The sequence below is a fragment of the Foetidibacter luteolus genome (assembly GCF_009650435.1).
In the GTDB taxonomy this organism is placed as follows: Bacteria; Bacteroidota; Bacteroidia; order Chitinophagales; family Chitinophagaceae; genus Foetidibacter; species Foetidibacter luteolus.
Genome location: NZ_VVIP01000012.1, coordinates 171,760 through 192,858, shown reverse-complemented (window position 1 = coordinate 192,858; position 21,099 = coordinate 171,760). Strand labels below are relative to the sequence as shown.

The window sequence follows — 21,099 nt, the reverse complement described above, 5'->3', positions numbered from 1 at the left end:
GCTTACTTACGTTAGATGGGATGTACGCGTAAAGCTTTTTAAAACAGCAAAGCCCCGTTACCGGGGCCTGCTGCTGTTAACTGCTAACATGGGGGGTATTAATAGTTGGGGTTTTGTGTTATGATGCCCTTGCTTTGGTCTACGATAGACTGTGGTATGGGCTGGTAATAATTTTTGGGGCGTGTAAACGTACGTGCCGGAACTATTACCGTACCGTTGTAAGGCTGTAAAGGAGAAGCCGCTTTGGGTTTGTTAACGATAGTATCCAGGTTAACCAACTGCTTTTTATCCCAGCGCAGCAAATCGAAATGGCGTACATTTTCGCCACCCAGCTCTACGCGGCGCTCATGCACCAGGTCAGTAAAAGTAGCGCCGGAAATTTCGCCGAGGCCGGCCCTTTTGCGTACAACGTTTATCTCTGCATCGCCGGCGCCGGGGCCGCTTGTTCTTATCTTGGCCTCTGCTACAAGCAGGTAAATATCCGCGGTGCGCAGCAGAGGTTGTTTAATGCTAAAATCCAACCCGCTGCCATCTGCTTTAAAGCCTGTGTATTTGCGTATGGAATAACCGGTGGGTGACTGGCTGGGCAGCATGCGGCCGGTTAGCTGGCCTTCTTTGCCTGCAAACATCTGGTAAGCGTCTTTGTCTGATATTTCTATCATTTGGTTTTGGTTAGGAATTGAATCGCCCACGGCCAAAACTGTGGCTTCTTTGCGTTTGGTATCGCCGGCCTCGAACGCATCCACAAAATTTTGCGTGGGATGGTGGAAGCCCCAACCGCCCCAGGCACGGTTGGTAAAATAAATATTGGCTACAGCGGAACCGAAGCCATCTTTACTCCAGATGCCGAAGAGAATTTCGGAGTTGTTGATCTGTTTGTCTACAATAAAGTTGTCGGAATATTCCGGCGCCAGCGCATAGTTGGCATTGGTGATAACTTTTTGACCGTATTCCTGCGCTTTATCCAGCTTTTCCCAGGTCATGTACAGTTTGGTAAGCAGCGCCCAGGCAGCGCCTTTGTGTACACGGCCTTTGTCTTCACCACCGTAGGTTTCGGGCAGCAGGTCGGCGGCTTTCAGCAGGTCAGCTTCAATCTGAACCCTAACTTCTTCTTCGGTTTTCTTGGGCTGGTTGTACTCGCCGTTTAATACATTTTCTTCCAGTATCAACGGTACTTCGCCATAGATGGTCTGCAAAGTGTAGTAAGCATGCGCCCTTAAAAAATAAGCTTCGCCCAATGAGCGGTTGCGGATGGCCTCATCCATTACCGGTACCTGCGGCACATAGATAATGGCGTTATTGGCACGGGCTATCTGCTCGTAAGCAAATATCCAGGTAGTGCGTATCTGGTAGTCTGATGCCAGCGGGTTAAAGCTTTCTATGCGCCAGTAATCGGCGTGGTCGCCATCAACGGAAATATCATCGCTCTGGTCTTCAAAAACATAGTTGCCATGGCCCACACCATCTTCCTGGAACATGATGTTGTAAATACCGGCGATACCAGCGAGCACATCCGTTTGGTCCCGCCAAAAGTTTTGTGTTGTATAGTTGCCTACAGGCGCTGTATCCAGTGGTTGTTTTACGCAACCGGCCATTATTACAGCAACACTGATGATACCTGCGGCTAACGGTAAATAATATTTAGGTTTCATAATTGCTTTGTTTTAAAAATTAAGGGATGCGCCTACAGTAAACGTTCTTGCAGAAGGATATTGCGCCACATCCACGCCGCGTTGCCTGTTGCCATCTGTATAACCCAGCTCTGGTGTAAAACCATTGTAGCCGGTTAGGTAAAAGGCATTAAAGCAGCTTACATAAATTCTTGCCTGGGGCAACTGGAAACCTGATACTTTAAGATTAGAGAAGGTATAGCCCAGTGTAATGTTCTTTAGCGCCAGGTAACTGCCGTCTTCAATCCACATGTCTGATGAGCGGTAGTTGTTGTTGGGGTTTCTCCTGGTAAGGCGGGGCACTGTATTGCTGGTACCTTCGCCATGCCACCTGTTAAGCTGCTCTTCGTACCAGTTAAACACGCCTGTAGCGTCCAACCCGGCTACACGGTCGGCATTGTAAAGGCTTACACCACTAACGCCGGCAAAGGAAAAGCTAAGGTCAAAATGTTTAAAACCGGCGCTGCCATTTATGCCATATACCACTTTAGGGTTGGGGTTACCCAGGTACACCCTGTCCTGGTCGTTGATAACGCCGTCTCCGTTCTGGTCAACAAACCTTACGTCGCCGGGTTTTATGTTGGCCTTGTTGCCATCGTTGGCAATGTTGGCATCGTCATCAATTTCTTTCTGGTTCTGGTAGAGGCCATTGGTTTTAAAGCCGTAGAAAGAAGAGATAGGCTGACCTTCGTACGTGCGGGAGGTTTCCAGCAACTGGCGGCCGTATATGGCAGAACCGATGTAATTCTTCTCGTCACCGTACAGCAACGTAACCTTATTCTTGATAAAAGAAGCATTGGCGCCAATAGAGTAAGTAAACTCACCTACCCTGTTCTGGTAATTCAACTCTGCTTCTATGCCCTTGTTGTTAAGTGTACCAATGTTCTGGTTGGGTATGCCGGCAATACCATAGGTTTCCACGATGGAATAAGGTATCAGCATATCTTTGGTATTCTTGTTAAACCAGGTAAGCGTACCTGTTAACCTGTTCTGCAGCAAAGCAAATTCAAGGCTTATATTCGTCATTTCCGCACGTTCCCAGGTAATGGCCGGGTTAGAAAGGCTTATAACGCCAGCGCCCTGTGCCGGGGAGTTGCCAAAATTGTAGTTAAGCCCTGTGCCCAAAATGGCCAGGTATTGCAAATCTGGCACGGCCTGGTTGCCCAACTGGCCCCAGCCGCCGCTAAGCTTTAACTCGTTGATAAAGCTTACACTGTTTTTGAAGAAATCTTCATCAGATATGCGCCAGCCGGCAGAAAAGGCCGGGAAATAACCCCATTGCTTGTTTTTGGGAAATTTGGAAGAGCCGTCTGCACGCATGGTTACCGTAAGCAGGTACCTGTTTTTATACCCATAGTTTAAACGGCCAAAGTAAGAGGCCAGGCCTGATTTAATATTTCTGCTGCCATTGTTGAACTGGTAAGCGGGGTTACCGTTGTTAAGGTTGCGCAACGGGTCAGATGGGTCATCGTACCCGTTTCTCCAGGCATTAAAGTAGCTGCCTTCAAAATTCTGGGCTGAGTAACCGCCGGTAAAGTTTACACTATGGCTTTTTGCAAATACATTGCTGTAGGTAAGCGTATATTCTTCCAGCAGCGAGCTTGATTCATTCTGTCCCTGGCTTAATGATGCCAGCGGTATAGAACGTGTTTGGTTAGGCTCTGCGGGGTTAAAAGTGTAGCCCCTGAACGTGCTGCTGCTGTAGCCGATATTGGCTTTTACCGAAAGGCCTTTTACAATATCCACCTGCAGGTAAGCATTGGTAAGCAGGTTATTGGTGCGGTTTCTTACATCCGGACTGGCGGCGGTAAACACCGGATTGTTAATATCGCCCAGCTCATTGTCCGCTTTGGATGTACCCCAGGAGCCATCTTCGTTATACACGGGTATGGCCGGGTTAAACCGCAGCGCACTCCATACCGTACCGGTTTGTGTGGACCGTGTATCTGTACTGTTTCCGTTGGTGGTTGAATACAGGAAGTTTTCGCCCAGCTTAAATATTTTCAAAAACTTGTGCTCGCTGTTAATACGGGCACTGTAGCGTTTAAAATAGGTATTTACAATCATGCCTTTTTCATCGTAGTAGTTGCCCGAAAAACTGTAGGTAGATTTTTCGTTGCCGCCCCTTACCGCAAAATCAACATTCTTTGTTTTACCGGTACCTATTAATGCACGCTGCCAGTCTGTACGCTGGGTGGCATAGTTAGGGTCGTTCCATATTCCGGATACCAGCAGCCCGTCGTTGGTAAACGCTTCTTTCTTCAGCGTTGCCAAATCCGGCGCGGTAAGTACATCCAGGTATTTGATAGCTTTAGAGCTGCCGGTATAGCCATTCAGCGATACTTTTAACTGCTCGCCAAAATTGCCCTTTTTGGTGGTTACCAGCACTACACCGTTGGCAGCGCGGGTACCATAGATGGCCGATGAGGAGGCATCTTTCAATACTTCGATGGAGGCAATGTCGTTGGGGTTTACATCGTTAAGGCTGCCGGCGGGTACACCGTCAATTACCACCAGCGGGTCGGCGCTGTTGATGGTACCCGTACCGCGGATGCGGATGGTGGGCACAGAGCCCGGCGAGCCATCGGAACGTACAATGTTTACACCTGCCGCACGGCCCTGCAATGCCTGTGCGGCATTGGAAACGGGCAGGTTCTTAAAGTCATCGCCCTTAACACTGCTGATGGTGCCGGTAACATCGCGTTTGCGCTGCGTACCATAACCTACCACCACCACATCTGTTAATGCGCCGGCAGCGGCAGACAGTGTTACATCAAAGCTGGTACCGGAGCTGATGTCAACGGTTTTTGTCTGAAAGCCTACCAGCGAAAATTCAAGCCTGGTGGCGCCGGAAGGTACAGAGAGGCTAAACGTTCCATCCAGGCCAGAGGCGGTGCCGGTTGACGTACCGGCCACATAAATACTTACGCCCTGCAGTTTGGCGCCTGTTGAATCAGACACCGTACCTGTTACTGTTTTTTGCGCATACATGGCACACGCAAAAAGCAGGCTTAGCATAAGCAACAATCCTTTTTTCTTTTTCATAAGCGTTGCTTTTTTTCGAGTTTTTTCAAAGTGGTTACACGAAGCATAATGGTTGTTTTTTTGATATATGCATAAACTTACTAACATGGTTAACCGTTTCTTTAGGGTACCGGCTACAAAGCCCTGTGGCATCTTCGTTGCGTCGCAATCACTTCATCGTTCTGTTCAATGGGCATCTTTTCAGACCCGTTTATCGCTGGTGCGTGAAGACACGCACCAAGGGGAGCAGTGCGTGAAGACACGCACCAGGGAGGAAAAACCCAATGTCAGGTTAAGTATTGTCGTGCTGAGTTTATCGAGGCATTGTCGAAACCGTTTTACGTCCGTTACTTTTTACGCATCCGCCTTCGACAGGCTCAGGCTGACATACTTAACTAAAAGACACTGACTCAGCATTGAACAACCCAACATTAAACCTTGAACCTTGAACAACCGAACATCAAACAACGCCTTCTACTGTTCACTTCTTACCACCTGCACTGCATCCCCGGCCCGGGCGGTTATGAAAAGTTTGCCTTTTGCTGCCGACAGCATCTTTACATCTCTTACATCGCCGGGCATATATAATCCTGTTGATTTATACGGCTGTGGTATAAACCCGCCTTTACCATCCCCTTTAAGCAATACGCCAATGGATGCATCCATGGGGCCGAGCTGCACACGCATTGGGTAAAAGTTGCCTGCCACCAACAGGTCGGTATTGCCATCGCCATCTATATCTGTGGGGCAAAGCCCATTCGCCATGCTTACCTGCGCTTCCATGGGCAAATGCTTTATCTCAAACTTACCGCCCTGTTTCACCAGGTAAACAGAATACAATGTCTTAACGATTGCCTGGGATGCTTTGTCCAGCTTTTCGGCCGGAAACATATCTGCCAATTGCGCATCCGCATAATCTTTATACCTGCCGAACTTTTTTTGCAGCACGGGCATTTGCTCCATCACTTCATCCCGGGAAAAATAGGGGTAGCTGCGGCCCTGGTTGTAATAGGCCAGCACGGGGTCCAGCACGCCATCGCCGTTAAAATCGGCATAAGTAACACTAAGGGGCTCCGCAACAGATGCTTTGAACTGGGTGTTAATGCCCATATTTCCAATAACCAGGTCGCTGTCGCCGTCTTTATCAAAATCGGCGGCGGCAATACGGCACCACCAGCCTTCGGTATCGGCCAGGCCGTATTCTTTTGTTTTGTTAAATAACATACCCTTGTTGTTTTCAAAAACCGTGATGGGCATAAAAAGGCCGGTGACAATAAGGTCTTTCCAACCGTCTTTGTTCAAGTCTAACCACAATGCATCTGTAACAAGGCCGGCGCCTGATAACGTCGTATCTTTTTGCTGTACATCTTTTTCAAACAGCAGGTTGTCTTTACTGCTTTTGTTGGTAAGCAATAAGCTAAGGGGCTTTTCCGGGAAACGGCCCGGCATCAGTTTACTGCCTACAAAAAGGTCGGGCAGGCCATCATTGTTCATATCTGCTGCACGGGCACAACTGCCGCTTTCGGTTTCAGCGGGCAGTGCGTTTCTAGCCCAGGTAAAAACGCCTTTGCCATCGTTTACAAAAATCTTGTCCTGGTAATTTTTGGCGTGCAGGTAATAATCCGCACCACCGCTAACCAGGTACAGGTCATTATCCCCATCCTTATCCGCATCAAAGAAAAGCACATCTGTAATAGTAATGCTCTTGTCCGAATTCCAGGGCTGGTTTGCAGCAGGAATAAACTTACCCTCCCTGGTTTGTAAATAGAGTATGGCATCCTGTCGGGCAGAGGCCCCGATAAATACATCTTCCAACCCATCGCCATTAACATCTCCGGCAGCAAGTGCCGGCCCCGTTTTAGAAGGCTGGAAGGGCAGCAATGGGGATATCTTAAAATCAACAAAAGCCGAGGAGGAATGCACAAAATTAATTCCTGCACCCGCGGTTATATCCTTAAATAAAGAAGCTGGTACAGGTTGCGGGGCTGCAGTACCTGCTAAAGCCCTGGCCTCGTCAACAGTAATAATGGCGTTACCCTTTACATTATCAAGCTTTGAGATTTTACCACCCGGCCACTGCACGGTAATACTTTGTATGATACTGTCTGCACCGGTTCCTATGTGCACCACAGGGTCAACAGACGATTGAAAACCACGGCTGGTAAACTGCTCGTATAACTGGCTGCCCTGTGCCGACTGCACGGTTATTTTAGCGCCAATGCCCATGGTGTTTTTGGCTGCCCCTTTTAATTTCAGTTTCAGGTAATTGGCTGAATCGCTTTTGGGGGCATTGTTTCTTAGTATCAGCGGCCCATCGTTAAGGCGGTTGATAATGATATCCAGGTTGCCGTCATTATCCAGGTCTGCATAAGCGCTGCCATTGCTGATGGCATTATTGCCGGAGCCCCAGCTTTTGGATACGTCGGAAAAAGTAAGGTTATGGTTGTTGCGGTAAAAATAGTTGTTGAGCCTGGTGGAAGGCATTTCCTGTATCAGTTGCCACATTTGCTTTTTATCGCCTTTTTGCCCGGTGAAGTTGTTGCTGTAGCCGGATGTATATTTTACAAAATCCAGGTTGGTAATGTCTTTGTAAATGCCGTTGGAGATGAAGATATCTTTCCAGCCATCATTGTCAAAATCGGCAAAGAGCGGGGCCCAGCTCCAGTCTGTGGCAGGAATACCCGCCAACTGGCCCACCTCGCTTAATATGGGTTGGCCGGCGGTATCGGTACCGTTGTTTAGCTGCAGGGTATTGCGCATTTGCTGCTTGTGAAAGCCGTGCTGCAACCGGGTGTTGTACTTATCGTATGTGTCGGCGCCCTTCAGCAGCTTTTGACGGTGGTTGTCTTCGGGCAGCATGTCCAGCACCAGCAGGTCGGGCCGGAGGTCGTTGTTGTAATCGGCCGCATCGGAGCCCATGGCGAATTCTGAAATGTGCCCTGCAGATTTGTCCAGCACTTCCCTGAATGTGCCGTTATGGTTATTGAGGTAAAGGAAATCGCGTTCATCATAATCATTGGTTACATAAATGTCAGTAAAGCCATCGTTATTGATATCGGTGGTGGTTACGCTTAAACCAAAGTTGAGGCCGCTGCCCGCAATGCCGGCTGAATCGCTGATATCTTTAAAAAATCCCTCCTCATTACGGTACAGGCGGTTGCCGAATTTGGGGTGGCGTGTAGCCCGCAGCTTACCCGTATTATAGAAGGGGTTGTAAAACATATCCGCATGGTTTACCAGGAACATGTCCAGGTCGCCATCATTATCCATATCAAAAAAAGAAGCGGTAGTAGAATATGTGCCCGGCGCATCCAGCCCGTACTCCTTTGCTTTTTCCTCAAAAGAGGGTATGCCGTTTTTAATACCGGTATTGATGAAGAGCTGGTTGGCACGTTCCGCATCGCTGGTGGGGCCGCTGTAACACAGGTAAATATCCAGGAGGCCATCTCCATTTACATCGCTCAATATCACGCCGGTTTTCCACTTTTGCCTGTCAGTAAAGCCAGCTTTTGCAGATATATCTTCAAAAGCCATGTTGCCTTTGTTAAGGTAAAGCCTGGATGCCACCATGTTGCCGGAGAAAACTATATCGGTAAGGCCATCATTATTAATATCACCCACGGCTACGCCGCCGCCGTTGTAGAGGTACTCGTAGGTAAGTATGTTGAAGTCGGGGGTTTCTTTTATTTCATTTTTAAAATCAATGCCGGTAGCTGAAGCTGGCAAGGCAACAAAACGGGTTTCTTCCGCACCTGGTTTACAGCCCTGGCTTAAAAGGCATAGCATGGCAATAAAGTATGGGATAACCCTGGAAGTCATAAGTAGTTTCAGTTTCGCTGCATTTCTAAGCATTGCCGGCCTTTTGTTTTGGGGAAGCCGCCAAGTTAGCGCATCCATGCCATGCGCCAGGTAAAGTTATAGTTATTAAAAGGTTGAGGTTGAAGTGGTTACCACATAACGAAGTGGCTGCCAAGGTTAGTTACAACGGCCAAAGATTACCTGTGTGGTGCACAGGTGCTGATTTTATCATTGGATACTGAAATACTAATTGCGCTTTTTTACCGGTTAATCCTGCACACTTTAATGCCGCCATGAAAACCGGGCCCCTTATTTGCCCGGGGCAGGCTACTGTGGCAATTGGCGAATAGAATTACTACAGTACAAGTGAGTGACACAACGGACCCTTAATTGAAATACCGGACCCCTGTCTCCAAAAAAATTATTTTGATTTGCCGCTTCAGCGGCAGAATACTTCCGGTAAACTGTATGTTTTGCCGGGTATTGGCCTATTTGACAATACATTACCGGCCTCTGCGTTAAAAAAGGCGGTGTATATGGCTAAATAGTGGAGCTTAAATTTCATATTTTTTGTAATCTTAGAGTGTTTTACAGCGACTTTATTTACGAAACCGGTTTCGTAAGAACCCGCATAAACATTGAGTGTATGACTATCAGGAAGCTTGCCGAGGAACTAAACCTATCTGTTGGTACCATTTCTAAAGCCTTAAAAGACAGCTACGAAATAAGTACCGAGACCAAAAGACGGGTGCATGAAATGGCGGTGAGGCTTAATTATATACCCAACCCTTACGCCAGCAGCCTGCGTAAAAGAAAGAGCAAAACCATAGGCGTTGTGGTGCCCGAAATATCAGACAGTTTTTTTTCGCTGGCCATTAACGGCATTGAATCGGTGGCGCGGACAAAGGGTTACCATGTGTTGATATACCTTACCCACGAGGATGTATTACGTGAAGAAGCCATACTGAATGATTTTAAAAGCGGCCGGGTAGATGGCGTTTTATTGTCTGTAACAAAAGATACCCGCGAATACCTGCATATTAATGCCCTGCAGGAAAACGCCATGCCCGTTGTTTTGTTTGACAGGGTTTGCAGTGAAGTGGATACCGCCAAAGTAATGACGAACGATTTTGAAATGGGTTATGTTGCCGCCAGCCACCTGGCGGAAAGGGGCTGTACAAAAATTGCCTACCTGGCCACATCGCCCAACCTGGCCATTACCAACGAACGTATGGCGGGCTACAAAAAAGCGTTAGAGGATTACTGTATAGCCGCCGGCGGCCATGCCATACTTTGCCCCGGAAGCGATACGGCCAACCTGCAGGCCATTGAAGAACTGCTTGACCACCCGAGCCGGCCGGATGGCGTTATTGCTTCTGTTGAAAAACTGGCGATGCCTGTTTACAACGCCTGCAGCCGCCTGGGGTTAACCATACCTGCGGATATAAAACTTGTGGGCTTTTGTAACCTGGAAACAGCGGCATTTTTAAACCCCTCTCTTACCACCATAACACAACCGGCCTACGAAATGGGCGAACGTGCTGCCCAGCTACTGTTCAGGAGCCTGGAGAAGAACTCTTTTATGCTGGCTGAACAAAATGTGGTGATTACCTCACAACTTAATATAAGGGCATCTACGGGAGGCGCATAAGCTTTTAGAATACATTTTCATCCAGGAGGCCCATGTTGATGAGCTTGATTCTTACAGCCCCGGCACTGCGGTTTAGCTCCGCTGAGATTTCTTTAAGTGTTACCCCTTTTTTGTACAGCGCAGCGGCTGTTTTTTCTTCTTCATCCGTCCAGCGCTTGCCATAGTTGGCTTTTTGTATGGTACCGGCCTGGCTGTTTTTACTATAAGCTGATTTGCTGTATGTATCCCAATCTTCGAAAGATTTGTAATGCTGGTAATTCTTTTTGCCATAGCTGATGGGCGCCGGTTCCTGCGCCAGTTCTATATTGCGCAGCGGGTTAATGTCCGGCGGAATTCTCAACCTGCCTTTGGCACGTGTGGCAGCAACGTAGAGTATGTTTACTTCTTCGGCCAGCCGGTTTTTATCCGCTTCGCTAATGTCTTCGCCACCCATCTGCGAGATATAGTTTTGCAGTTTGGTTTCGTTGATAAAGTCGTTCAGCAACGTAACCTCATCATATTCCATGCCCTTGCAGCGGTGCACGGTGCTGAATATCATGTCAGCATCTTCCCTTGCGGCTGTATGGTTGGTCTTCAGGTCGTTAATCAGCGCAGGCAGCCGGTTGCCGAATTCCTTTACCACTTCCACAATCATTGCCAAGCTGTTGTCTTCTGTTTTCTCAATGTATTCCTCCAGCTCGTGCATGGTTTTCATGCCGGCAATCAGCTTGTCTTTTATTTTATCCGGCTTGCCATTGTACAGGCTAAGCACATCGTACAGGGATGCGCCTTCATCCGCAAACGTATAGCTGTTGATATTACCTTCAAAGTGTATGGTTTTAATAACGCCATGCTGCCACTGGGCAATGGCATTTAACAGCAGGCTAAGATTGGTACGGCCAAGCGTGGCTTTTGTTTTTACCAAGTCTGGCGGCTCTCCTGCGCCGGTGAGTTTCACGGCTGGCGGCTGGCTTAACAGCTTTTTCCAGGCCAGTATTTTATTGGCAACTAGAGCTACTTCATCATCAAAGCGAAAACTGTTGCTTAAGTTGTAAACGGGAAAATTAACCTGCTGCAAACTGTTGATGGCATAGCGCCAGCCATATATCTGCTGGTGCATATCGCCTACAATTACCTTAACAGCATTTTGCTGGTTCAAAAAAACATCCAGCATGGCGGCGCTGGCGTCCTGGCCTTCGTCAAACAGTATGTAATCGTAAGGCAGTACAGGCTGGTCTAACTGGAATTTCTTCAAATAAAAATCATGCGTTACGGCAATTTCCCCTTTGTACATTTTGCCCAATGCTTCGCGGGTAAACTGCTCTATCTGTTTATAGAAATTATTTACAAAGTTGTGTGCCTTTGGTTCCGTAACCACCTCCGCGTAATTAAGCTCCTGCACTTTGGCAGCTTTGCTGTTACAGAAATAGCTGATGAACTTGTTTACATGGCTGGCAATAATAAAATCCGTATGCCGGTCTCCGGTTTTAATATCGAGTATTTCGCAAAGCTCATAACTTTTGTAACCCTGCACCACCTGGTAGTTGCTGAATTTAACTACGTAATCAAAAGCAAGTGAATGAGCGGTTTCCACCTTAACATTCATCACGCCGGCAGCCCTGAATTTTTCGATGGCCTCATTCTTAACCGTTTTATTAAAAGCCAGGTAAAGTATGCGTTTACCGGCAGGGCGGGTTTTGGCATATTCAATAAGCGTAGTGGTTTTGCCACTACCAGCCACGGCATTAATAACCAGGTTGCCGTTGGTATTAATAATAGACTGTTGTTCCGGTGTAAGCTGCATGACGCCAGTAAAAATACGATAATACTGTAAGCTATTTTTGGGGTGACAGAGAAGGAATATCGAACAAGGAACAAGGATTGATGAAGGGCGAAGAGGGATGCCCCCTACTCACCACTCACTACTCACCACTCACCCTACTACCTACTGCTTTTTCTGTACATCTTTCAACAACCTCAATGTAAACATCGCCAGCACGGCCAGCACAGCAATCAGTATTGGCCATAGCCATTTTTTCCAGGCGGATGCGCTGGGTAACCCTGCAGCAGGTGGGTTATTGTCAACAATACTTTCAAAGCCAAGTGTTTTTATATCCGCCGGTATGCTGTCGGCAAACTGCTGCAAATCATAATCGGGTTTTACCGCAAGAGAATCGCTGAGCAGCAGGTGGTAGTTTTTGGTTGCCTCAAGATAAGTTACCACTTGTTTATGCTGCTGTTGTGTGGCCACTCTTGTTACCGTAAGCGGCGGGTTGTCGCCATTGTAAATTCTGATTACAAAGTAACGCTGCTTAAAAGAGGATGGATAGAAATTAAAAACCGTATCAGCAGAAATGAAGAAACTGTGCAGCATGCCGCCTGCTTGTATATCAACGGCACGCTTAAAAAATTTTGGGCCTTTTACGTAAAGTACAATTCTGTCAGTATGAAAGGAAGCAGACTGCGTAACATTAATGCAGCTAATGTTGTTGCTGTCCTTCTGTATAAAATCACAAGCGGGGTTGGATACATACATAGCAGCCTGCTGGTTGCCTTCCACAGCGGTAAAATGCCCGGCACTTATGATACTCAATGCATCATTTTTGCCATTATTGATTTCAATTTTAAAATACCTGTAAGAGCTTAACGGAAATTGAAACTGCTGTACATACCTGTCCGCACTATCAGAAAACCGGCTTTCCAGGTTAACATTCTCAGCTATGGCAAACCAGCTTTGGCGGTTATCACTGCCACTTATATTGGCAGTACGGCTAACCACGGCATTGCGAATAACAAGTGTAACCTCTTTAAGCTTTTGCTGCTGGCTGTTTTCAACAATCAAAACGGTTTTACCACTGTCTGTAACGGTATTGCTGATGATGGGAAGCGGCTGGCTTTGCCTTGAAAAAAAATGCTCCACATGTGACCGTATTATGTAAGGTTGGTATTGGCCCTGTTCATCGGCAATGCGCAGGTCGGCAAAATCCAGCGTGCTGAAGCTGCTTAATTGCGGGTTAATATCAATAGCATAAAAGCCCGTAGCCGTTACCGGCTGCAGCGCTGCTTTTTTGCCAAACTGCTGTGCCTTGCCCATGCTGCAGCAGGCTACCAGCAGGCAGAGCAATATATTACGGCTTTGATGCATCATCTATCAGTATTTTTTTAATGCGCTGGTACATAAAAGATACTACCAGCAGCAGCACTCCCAGTAAAATAAAGGCTGCTATTTTACCGCCCGGTGGTATATTTTTTATGTCGTAGGCAAACAACTTAAGCAGGGTAAGGCCAAACAACAGCAGCGCTATTACACGCAAAGTCTTCACCCTTTTTTGCAGGCCCAGCCATATTAAGGCGAATGAAGACAAGCCCCATACTATGCTAAGACCTGCTTTGCTATACAGGTTTTCCGCATAGCTAACAGAAGCCGGATCTTTATACATCATCCATACATACATATTCCTTATTTCAACGCTCAGCAGTATCACAATAGCAATAACTGCAAGCCAGGTAAAAGCGTTTATGAAACCTTGCATTTGCGCCTGCCTTTGCCTTGTATGTTGCACCATGCTATACATAAACCACAGCAGAATGGCGGCACCCAGCCAATGCCCGGCAAACCAGCCCCGGTAACTACCTGTAGAAAGCACAAGTTTTTCCGTACGGTATATATTGGGTATGTTAAGCAGGTAATACAGAAACAGCAGTGCTGAAAGAATAAGCCAGGTATTTGCGCCTTTGATAATCTGCTGCCTGGCAAATACAATAAACAGCACACCAAGAAACACAATACTATACAACTGTAACCATACGTGCTGCATGCCTGTACCGCTAAACCGTTGCGAAAACTGGTAATTGATCTCAAGGGCGCCTGTAACATATAACAGTACCAGGAATGCCGAAAAGTAAAAGCTGCCAACTGCTTTATTGGTGATAGCCGCAGCATAATAGCTGTTGGCTTCTTTTTTAAACAGCAGGTGCATACCACCCATGGCAAATGCGGTAAAAATACCGGTAACAAATCCTTTGTTGGCCACCACAGGCAGTAGCTTTTTGGATGAATAGAAAACCGGATACACCTGCCCCCAATCCATCAGCAAGCTTACTGTTACCAGTATGGTAATAATGGCTGAAGCTATTTTAACGAGCCCTATGCCCGATTTTTGATAGAGCCAGAACAGTACCAGCATTTCTGTTGCCCAAAACAGGGTAATGTAGTTGCCGGTTAGCTGCACAGGCGCTGCCAGTGAAATGTAAGAAAGCGTGAGGCCGATAAGCAGGAAAACAAAGTTCCTGTCTATACTATTACGCCTGTAAAAAGTATAAGCCATCGCCAGGTTAATAAGGCCCAGCAAAGCCGTAAACAACCCCTTGAATTCCGGCGCCCATTCATGCAGCAGAAAAGCGCCTGCCGCATAGTACCAAAGGTTAATGGCCAGCAGCAGGCTTAAATCAACAGCTTTAAGTTTGCTGCCCCTTCCTGCATGGTGTATAACATTCATGGCCAAAAACATCAGGTAAAACACAGTGCCAAACAAAAAGGTGCCGCTGTAAGAAAACCTTTCTGTACCGGTTTCACTTACCACCCAGCCGCCGTAGATAAACATGGTAAAAACAAAGGCTATAAAATTCAGCACACGCCAGCGTTTATAGAGTGCCAGCACAATAAGCCCTGCATTAAGTATGCACAGGTAAGTAAACAGTACAATATAGTTGCCTTGCCCCGTACTTACCAGGAATGGTGTAAGAAAACCACCCACTGTAGCCAGTACGGCAATTTCCAGCCGGTCATATAAAACAGAGAGTGCCACCGCAAAACCTGTTATAACCACCATGATGATGAACGCCGCCTGCTGGCTGAACAACTGGTACTGGTGAAATGCAAAGGCTATAGTAAAATAGAACACCACCAGGCCACCACCCACCAGTACTGAGCTAAATGCTTTATAACTGTTGCGCAGCCAATGTGCCACACCAATTAAAAGTGCACCGCACAGCATACCGATGCACACACGGCCCACCTCGTTAATCCAATCCTGGTCTATGGCGTATTTAACAAAAAAGGCAATGCCCAGCACCAGTACGCCGATGCCTATTTTATTTACCAGGTTCTCTCCAATAAATTTTTCTATGTCGGGGTTATTGCGCAGCCATTTGTCAAACCAGCTTTCTTCAGGGGGTGGTGCCGCATCCGGTTGCTGCTTTTGCGGCTGGGGTGCGATTATTACTACCGGTTTGTCCTGCTGTGGCGCAGGTGTGGGCATACCCGGTTTTTCCTTTACCGGCATAGGTGGTGCCGCATCGGGCGTAATTTCCCGTTTCACCTGCGGTACAGGTGGTGCGGCGGGCCGTTCTTTTTCCGGGGGTTTTTCTTCACCGGGCCTGGGTCTCTGCAGTATTTCCACTTTGCTGTTTAACTCGGTAATTTGCCGGTTAAGCCTTTCTGTTTCTTCCAGCAAGGTATTAATGCCGCCCAGCTTTTTGTTCATGCTGGCAAGAATAATCAGCAGGATAATTACAAGGGTGAGGAGCAGGGTTTCCATAAAGGGTTATAGTTTAATGTCAAGGTATATGGGGCAATGGTCGCTGTGCTTTACATCCGGGTAAATTTCAGCGCCGGTAATTTTAGAAGCTATGTTATCTGTAACGGTTATATAATCAATTCTCCATCCCTTGTTGTTCAGCCTCACGCTGGGGAAGCGCTGGCTCCACCAGCTATAGCGGTGGGCCGCATCAGGGTTAACATGCCGGAAGGTATCTGTAAAGCCATCATTTAAAAACTTATCCATCCATGCCCTTTCTTCGGGCAAAAAGCCTGATGAATTCTTGTTGCCTTTGGGGTCATGAATGTCAATCTCTTTGTGTGCAATGTTGTAATCGCCCGTTACAATAAGCTGCGGCCTTGTTTTGCGCAGCGCATCCAGGTAATCATGAAACTCATCCAGCCATTGGTATTTGTAGGTTTGGCGTATATCCCCACTGGTGCCGGATGGAAAGTAGGCGTTAATCAAAGTAACTTCGCCAAAGTCGGCACGTATTACCCTGCCCTCTGCATCGCTCTGCATAATGCCGTTGCCAAACTGCACATGGTCCGGTTTTATTTTGGTAAAAACTGCCACACCGCTGTAACCCTTTTTTTCTGCGGAAAACCAGTAGGTTTCAAAGCCCAGCGCTTCAATAGAGGCATAGTCCACATCATTTTTATGCGCTTTTGTTTCCTGCAGGCAAATAACATCGGCAGGGTTTGTTTTCAGCCATTCCGTAAATCCTTTCTTAATAGCAGCCCGCAGACCGTTTACATTGTACGATATAATGCGCATAGCAGTTTTCAGTTTAGTATTGCAAAATAAGCCAAATTAAAAATAGCCCTGCATGGTATATGTTAACGTATACATTTATTGCCGCGGCAAGGGTTATCAGTGGGTTATTTAAATACCAGCTACATAGCTTATTTCGCAATCAGTTACTTTATTTTAGTCTAATGAAGGCCGCAATAATTTGTGATACCAACTGCGGCCTTTCATGGCATCGCCTGTTGCGTCGCAATCCGTTCATCGTTCCGTTTTTCATGGCATCTTTTTAGAACCGGATAGAGCTGGTGCGTGAAAAAGCCTGAAAGGCTTTACTGTCAATAGCCCCGGTTGAAAACCGGGGTTGCTGGATGCATGATGCCCCCAACCCTGAAAGGGTTGAACACCTAACGCATTCAACCCTTTCAGGGTTGTTTGTTACGCTACTTTCTAACCACGGGTTTCACCCGCGGCTATTGTCGTTTATGCCCTTCGGGCAATGCATGAATCTATCTATTTAGCACACACCGTTCGGGTGTTTACGAAGGCAAAGAATTCATTGATTTAGCCATTCATGCTAATCTTTGGCATAAACTGTCAACTATTTGCTTATTTTGCCATCAAAAAGTTGTATTCTTGCGGAAAACCTGCACAAAATGATAATTTACTTTAAGGTTGCCAATTTCAAGTCGATTAAGGAAGCTGTCACCTTAAACTTCAACGCTGCATCAATAAGTGAACATACAGAATCGAATGTTATTTATAATGAAAAGAGTTCCTTGCTGAAGTCCATTGTTCTGTATGGTCATAATGCAAGTGGTAAGTCTAAGTTGCTTGACGCTCTAGTTTACTTTAAATGGTTTATAAATAACTCCGCAACGGATAAGCAAAGTAATGAGCCGATTGACGTAGAGCCATTTGAATTTAATGAATCAACAGCCAATAAACCCAGTTTTTTTGAAATGTCGTTTACACTCGGTAAACTAACATATCGTTATGGGTTTGAAGCTGATAAAAATGTGATACACAAAGAATGGCTTTTAGAATCTAAAGCTGCTAAAGAATATCCGGTTTTCTTACGCATAAATCAGAAAGTAGAAATTGATTATAAGAGATTTGGAAATGCCGAGGATTTGGAAAAACGTACCAGAAAAAATGCCCTTTTTCTCTCTGTAGCTTCACAGTGGAATGTTTCAAAAGCACAAAAGATTGATGAATGGATTGAAAGTATTTTTACTGTTCATGGGATGGAAGATAATGAATACATAAAATTCACTATTGAACTTTTAAATGATAAAAAGTATTCAACACTTATAAATAATTTCATAAAAAAGGCGGATTTAGGTATTAATGATATTGATGTTGTTGATATTCCGATTAAGGTTGAAGACATAACAAATAGAGTGCCCGACGAGCTTAAAGATTTTTTTAAAAGGGGATTTAGGGATCGTTCAGAGAAAGCTGTTTTCGCAATCCATAACAAGTACAATGACAAGAATGAGATAGTTGGTAGTGTACCGCTATTACTAAATAAATCTGAATCAGAGGGAACAAAGAAATACTTCAATATAATTGGGCTACTAATAACCGCTTTGCTCGAAAATAGAGTTGTTGTTATAGACGAATTTGATGCAAGGTTACACACCTTACTTACAAAAGCAGTTTTGAAGCTTTTTAATTCTTCCATTATTAAATCTACCGCTCAGCTAATTGTAGCAAGTCATGATACGGCTCTTTTGGATAGAGAAATTCTTCGCCGTGACCAGATTTATTTTATTGAGAAAAATGTTTATGGAGCGTCAAGTGCTGTGTCTTTAGTTGAATATAAGCCAAGAAAAGATTCTCCATATGATAAAAACTATTTAGAAGGAAAGTATGGTGCAATTCCATTTATTGAAGACCTTGAAAAATTGATTGTTAATGGCCAAAGCTAAAAAAGAGACCTTTGCGGATTTCTTAAAAGAATTGAAGCAGAATGCTATTGCCGAACCAAAGCCGGTAGAAGTAATTCCAGAAAGAAAATACTTCTTGATTGTTAGCGAAGGTGAACGAACAGAGCCAAATTACTTTAATCATTTTAAGACATTCTTACCTAAACACTTAATTGAAACTATTAGTGTACATGGCGAAGGTGATAATACCGTAAACATTGTTAGAAAAGCAATTTCTTTAAGAGACGAAAGAAAGAAAAATGTTTTGCTTCCTGACTATAATGAGGTATGGGCTGTTTATGATAAAGATGATTTTCCCGCCAACAGATTTAATACCGCTGTTAGATTGGCAGCTCAAAATAATATAGAAAGTGGACATTCTAATCAATCTTTTGAATTATGGTATGTCCTCCATTTTCAATTTCTCCAAAACGCTCTGCACAGAAGTGACTACATTACAATTTTGTCAAAGACTTTGAAGTTTAAGTATGAAAAAAATGACTTGGATGTCATTAAATTTCTTTTTGAAAAGGGTAATGTTCGTCAAGCGATTGAATGGGCAAGGGTGTTGGAAGTAAACAGCACGGGTACAACACCTGCAAATTCCTGTCCCACTACAAGGGTTTATGTTTTAGTCGAAAGATTGTTAGAGTACGTTAAACATGACACCTAACGCTCTATTAACGGGCGAACATCTTCAATGTGTTCCATCATTGGTAACGTTGCTGGCACAGGCTGCAGCCTGGCCAAAGCCCATCTACCCGGGCCTGAAAAGCCGCCCAATGAACCGAACGATGAAGTGCTTGCGACGCAACAGGCGATGCCATGAAATACCAAACGCTGGTATCTAAATGCTTCCGGCTGTTAACTGCATGGCCAGTTGCCCGCTACGCCTTGGGGCTGGCGGCAGTACAAATGGCATGGATGTGATTAATGGCTGAAAATCAATTGGTATAAGGGTTGCGAAGTTTTTTAAAATCATATTAAATAAAGTGCGCACATTTACAAAACAGCAGCATGGCTGTATTTGTTTTTCCCCGAAATTTGCACCACTTTCTAAAAACTTTTTATGATAGAAATAAAAGTTCCTACGGTTGGCGAATCCATTAATGAAGTTACCCTGTTGAAATGGACGAAAAAAGACGGCGATTTTGTTGAGCGTGATGAAGTAATTGCGGAACTGGAAAGCGAAAAAGCTACGTTTGAAGTTAATGCCGAACAATCAGGCACATTAAAAACTATTGCCAAAGAGGGCGACACACTGGAAGTGGGCGCCGTACTCGCCCATATTGATGAAAGCGGCTCCGCACCATCTGCTGAGCCCAAAAAAGAAGCAGCGCCCGCTGTTGAAGAGGCCCCTAAAAAGGAAGAACCCGCGGCGGCGGCACCGGCTGAAAAACCTGCACCGCAACCTGCGGCTGCATCTGCCGGCAAAGGTGTGATAGAAATGAAAGTTCCGGTAGTAGGCGAATCCATCTCTGAAGTTACCCTGCTGAAGTGGGTGAAAAAAGAAGGAGACCTGGTAAAACGTGATGAAGTGATCGCGGAACTGGAAAGCGAAAAAGCCACATTTGAGCTGAATGCTGAAGAAAGCGGAAAGCTATCTATATTGATAGCTGAAGGCGATGTTATAAAAATAGGCGATGTTATTGCCAAAATAGATACGGATGTGGCCGTTGCAGATAAGCCGGCAGCGCAGCCCGCACCGGCGGCTGAAGCCAAACAACAGGTAAAACCTGCCGTTATTGAAGCGCCGGTTGCGGCAACACCTGCCGATGTTAAAGCTTCGCCCGTTGCAGCAGCCATAATAGCAGACAAGAAAGTTGATCCCAAATCAATAACCGCTACTGGCCCAAGTGGTAAAATACTGAAACACGATGTGCTGGAAGCACTATCCAACCCGGGCAAAAAATCCTTTAACGGGCAGGAGCTTAATACACGTAATGTACGCAAGGAAAAAATGAGCAACCTGCGTAAAACCATCAGCCGCAGGCTGGTGGAATCTAAAAACACCACGGCCATGCTAACCACTTTTAACGAAGTGGACATGACCCGCATTATGGACATACGCAAGCTGTTTAAAGATAAGTTCAAAGAATCGCACGGTGTAAACCTTGGCTTTATGAGCTTTTTCGCCAAAGCCTGCGCTATCGCCTTAAGCGAATGGCCGGCTGTTAATGCTTACATTGATGGAGATGAACTGGTGTACCACGATTACGCGGATATCAGCATTGCCGTAAGCACACCACGTGGCCTTACCGTTCCGGTAATACGCAATGTGGAAAGCCTGAGCATGGCTGACATAGAAAAGAAAGTAATTGAGCTTGCCGGCAAGGCAAGGGACAATAAATTAACCATGGAAGAGCTTACCGGCGGCACATTTACCATTACCAATGGCGGTGTGTTCGGCAGCCTGATGAGCACGCCGATTATTAACCTGCCGCAAAGCGCCATATTAGGCATGCACAAAATACAGGAGCGCCCCATGGCAGTTAATGGCCAGGTGAAGATTTTACCCATGATGTACATTGCCTTAAGCTACGACCACCGCATTATAGATGGCCGTGAAAGCGTAAGCTTCCTGGTACGGGTAAAAGAACTGCTGGAAAATCCTGAACTGCTTTTGTTTGGCAAAGACCCGGTTAAAACCTTGCTGGAATTATAAATAAACCAGTGTTGATAAATAAAAGAGAAGGGGGAGAAGCAATTCATCCCCTTTCTCTTTATGGTTCTTTGCATTATCGCTGCGTGTTTCTGTG

11 protein-coding genes are annotated in these 21,099 nt (G+C 45.9%); 4 read left to right on the top strand and 7 right to left on the bottom strand.

The window, feature by feature from the left end; all coding sequences use genetic code 11:
- Positions 1-98: 98 nt before the first annotated feature.
- The 3 genes from F0364_RS03755 to F0364_RS03745 form a co-directional block, all read right to left on the bottom strand.
- Positions 99-1,652: a RagB/SusD family nutrient uptake outer membrane protein gene (locus F0364_RS03755; RefSeq protein ID WP_153796411.1), complete on the bottom strand. Its 1,554-nt coding sequence runs from the start codon at positions 1,650-1,652 to the stop codon at positions 99-101.
- A 12-nt stretch (positions 1,653-1,664) separates the two neighbouring features.
- Positions 1,665-4,715: a SusC/RagA family TonB-linked outer membrane protein gene (locus F0364_RS03750; protein ID WP_207632495.1), complete on the bottom strand. Its 3,051-nt coding sequence runs from the start codon at positions 4,713-4,715 to the stop codon at positions 1,665-1,667.
- 453 nt (positions 4,716-5,168) lie between these two features.
- Positions 5,169-8,513: a VCBS repeat-containing protein gene (locus F0364_RS03745; protein ID WP_207632494.1), complete on the bottom strand. Its 3,345-nt coding sequence runs from the start codon at positions 8,511-8,513 to the stop codon at positions 5,169-5,171.
- A gap of 625 nt (positions 8,514-9,138) precedes the next feature.
- Here F0364_RS03745 and F0364_RS03740 point away from each other — a divergent pair.
- The gene (locus tag F0364_RS03740) at positions 9,139-10,143 is read left to right on the top strand and encodes a LacI family DNA-binding transcriptional regulator (RefSeq protein ID WP_235921005.1); all 1,005 of its coding nucleotides are present in this window, start codon (positions 9,139-9,141) and stop codon (positions 10,141-10,143) included.
- 4 nt (positions 10,144-10,147) lie between these two features.
- Here the strand turns inward: F0364_RS03740 and F0364_RS03735 are convergent, their stop codons facing one another.
- The 4 genes from F0364_RS03735 to F0364_RS03720 form a co-directional block, all read right to left on the bottom strand.
- Complete coding sequence (locus tag F0364_RS03735; RefSeq protein ID WP_153796408.1) at positions 10,148-11,926, bottom strand: UvrD-helicase domain-containing protein; 1,779 nt, start codon at positions 11,924-11,926, stop codon at positions 10,148-10,150.
- 141 nt (positions 11,927-12,067) lie between these two features.
- The gene (locus F0364_RS03730) at positions 12,068-13,270 is read right to left on the bottom strand and encodes a hypothetical protein (RefSeq protein WP_153796407.1); all 1,203 of its coding nucleotides are present in this window, start codon (positions 13,268-13,270) and stop codon (positions 12,068-12,070) included.
- Entirely contained in the window at positions 13,251-15,662 is a 2,412-nt protein-coding gene (locus F0364_RS03725) for a DUF2339 domain-containing protein (RefSeq protein ID WP_153796406.1), read from the bottom strand. The genes F0364_RS03730 and F0364_RS03725 overlap by 20 nt, the downstream gene beginning before the upstream one ends.
- A gap of 6 nt (positions 15,663-15,668) precedes the next feature.
- Positions 15,669-16,439, bottom strand: a complete 771-nt coding sequence (locus F0364_RS03720; RefSeq protein ID WP_153796405.1) for an exodeoxyribonuclease III — start codon at positions 16,437-16,439, stop codon at positions 15,669-15,671.
- 626 nt (positions 16,440-17,065) lie between these two features.
- On the opposite strand from F0364_RS03720, the gene F0364_RS03715 reads away from it, so the two are divergent.
- The 3 genes from F0364_RS03715 (at position 17,066) to odhB (ending at position 21,005) form a co-directional block, all read left to right on the top strand.
- Positions 17,066-18,343 carry an AAA family ATPase gene (locus F0364_RS03715; protein WP_153796404.1) on the top strand — a complete coding sequence of 426 codons (1,278 nt, stop codon included), beginning with the start codon at positions 17,066-17,068 and terminating at the stop codon, positions 18,341-18,343.
- On the top strand, positions 18,330-19,013 hold the full coding sequence (locus F0364_RS03710) for an RloB family protein (protein ID WP_153796403.1): 684 nt from the start codon (positions 18,330-18,332) through the stop codon (positions 19,011-19,013). Before F0364_RS03715 ends, F0364_RS03710 begins: the two co-directional genes overlap by 14 nt.
- A gap of 396 nt (positions 19,014-19,409) precedes the next feature.
- Complete coding sequence (gene odhB / locus F0364_RS03705; RefSeq protein WP_153796402.1) at positions 19,410-21,005, top strand: 2-oxoglutarate dehydrogenase complex dihydrolipoyllysine-residue succinyltransferase; 1,596 nt, start codon at positions 19,410-19,412, stop codon at positions 21,003-21,005.
- Positions 21,006-21,099 lie beyond the last annotated feature (94 nt).

Excerpts from the sequence above, each read along its gene's own strand:
- F0364_RS03750 (WP_207632495.1), bottom strand. The coding sequence starts at position 4,715 with ATGAAAAAGAAAAAAGGATTGTTGCTTATGCTAAGCCTGCTTTTTGCG.
- F0364_RS03710 (WP_153796403.1), top strand. The coding sequence starts at position 18,330 with ATGGCCAAAGCTAAAAAAGAGACCTTTGCGGATTTCTTAAAAGAATTG.
- F0364_RS03730 (WP_153796407.1), bottom strand. The coding sequence starts at position 13,270 with ATGATGCATCAAAGCCGTAATATATTGCTCTGCCTGCTGGTAGCCTGC.
- F0364_RS03720 (WP_153796405.1), bottom strand. The coding sequence starts at position 16,439 with ATGCGCATTATATCGTACAATGTAAACGGTCTGCGGGCTGCTATTAAG.
- F0364_RS03740 (WP_235921005.1), top strand. The coding sequence starts at position 9,139 with ATGACTATCAGGAAGCTTGCCGAGGAACTAAACCTATCTGTTGGTACC.
- odhB (WP_153796402.1), top strand. The coding sequence starts at position 19,410 with ATGATAGAAATAAAAGTTCCTACGGTTGGCGAATCCATTAATGAAGTT.
- F0364_RS03715 (WP_153796404.1), top strand. The coding sequence starts at position 17,066 with ATGATAATTTACTTTAAGGTTGCCAATTTCAAGTCGATTAAGGAAGCT.
- F0364_RS03725 (WP_153796406.1), bottom strand. The coding sequence starts at position 15,662 with ATGGAAACCCTGCTCCTCACCCTTGTAATTATCCTGCTGATTATTCTT.
- F0364_RS03745 (WP_207632494.1), bottom strand. The coding sequence starts at position 8,513 with ATGACTTCCAGGGTTATCCCATACTTTATTGCCATGCTATGCCTTTTA.
- F0364_RS03735 (WP_153796408.1), bottom strand. The coding sequence starts at position 11,926 with ATGCAGCTTACACCGGAACAACAGTCTATTATTAATACCAACGGCAAC.
- F0364_RS03755 (WP_153796411.1), bottom strand. The coding sequence starts at position 1,652 with ATGAAACCTAAATATTATTTACCGTTAGCCGCAGGTATCATCAGTGTT.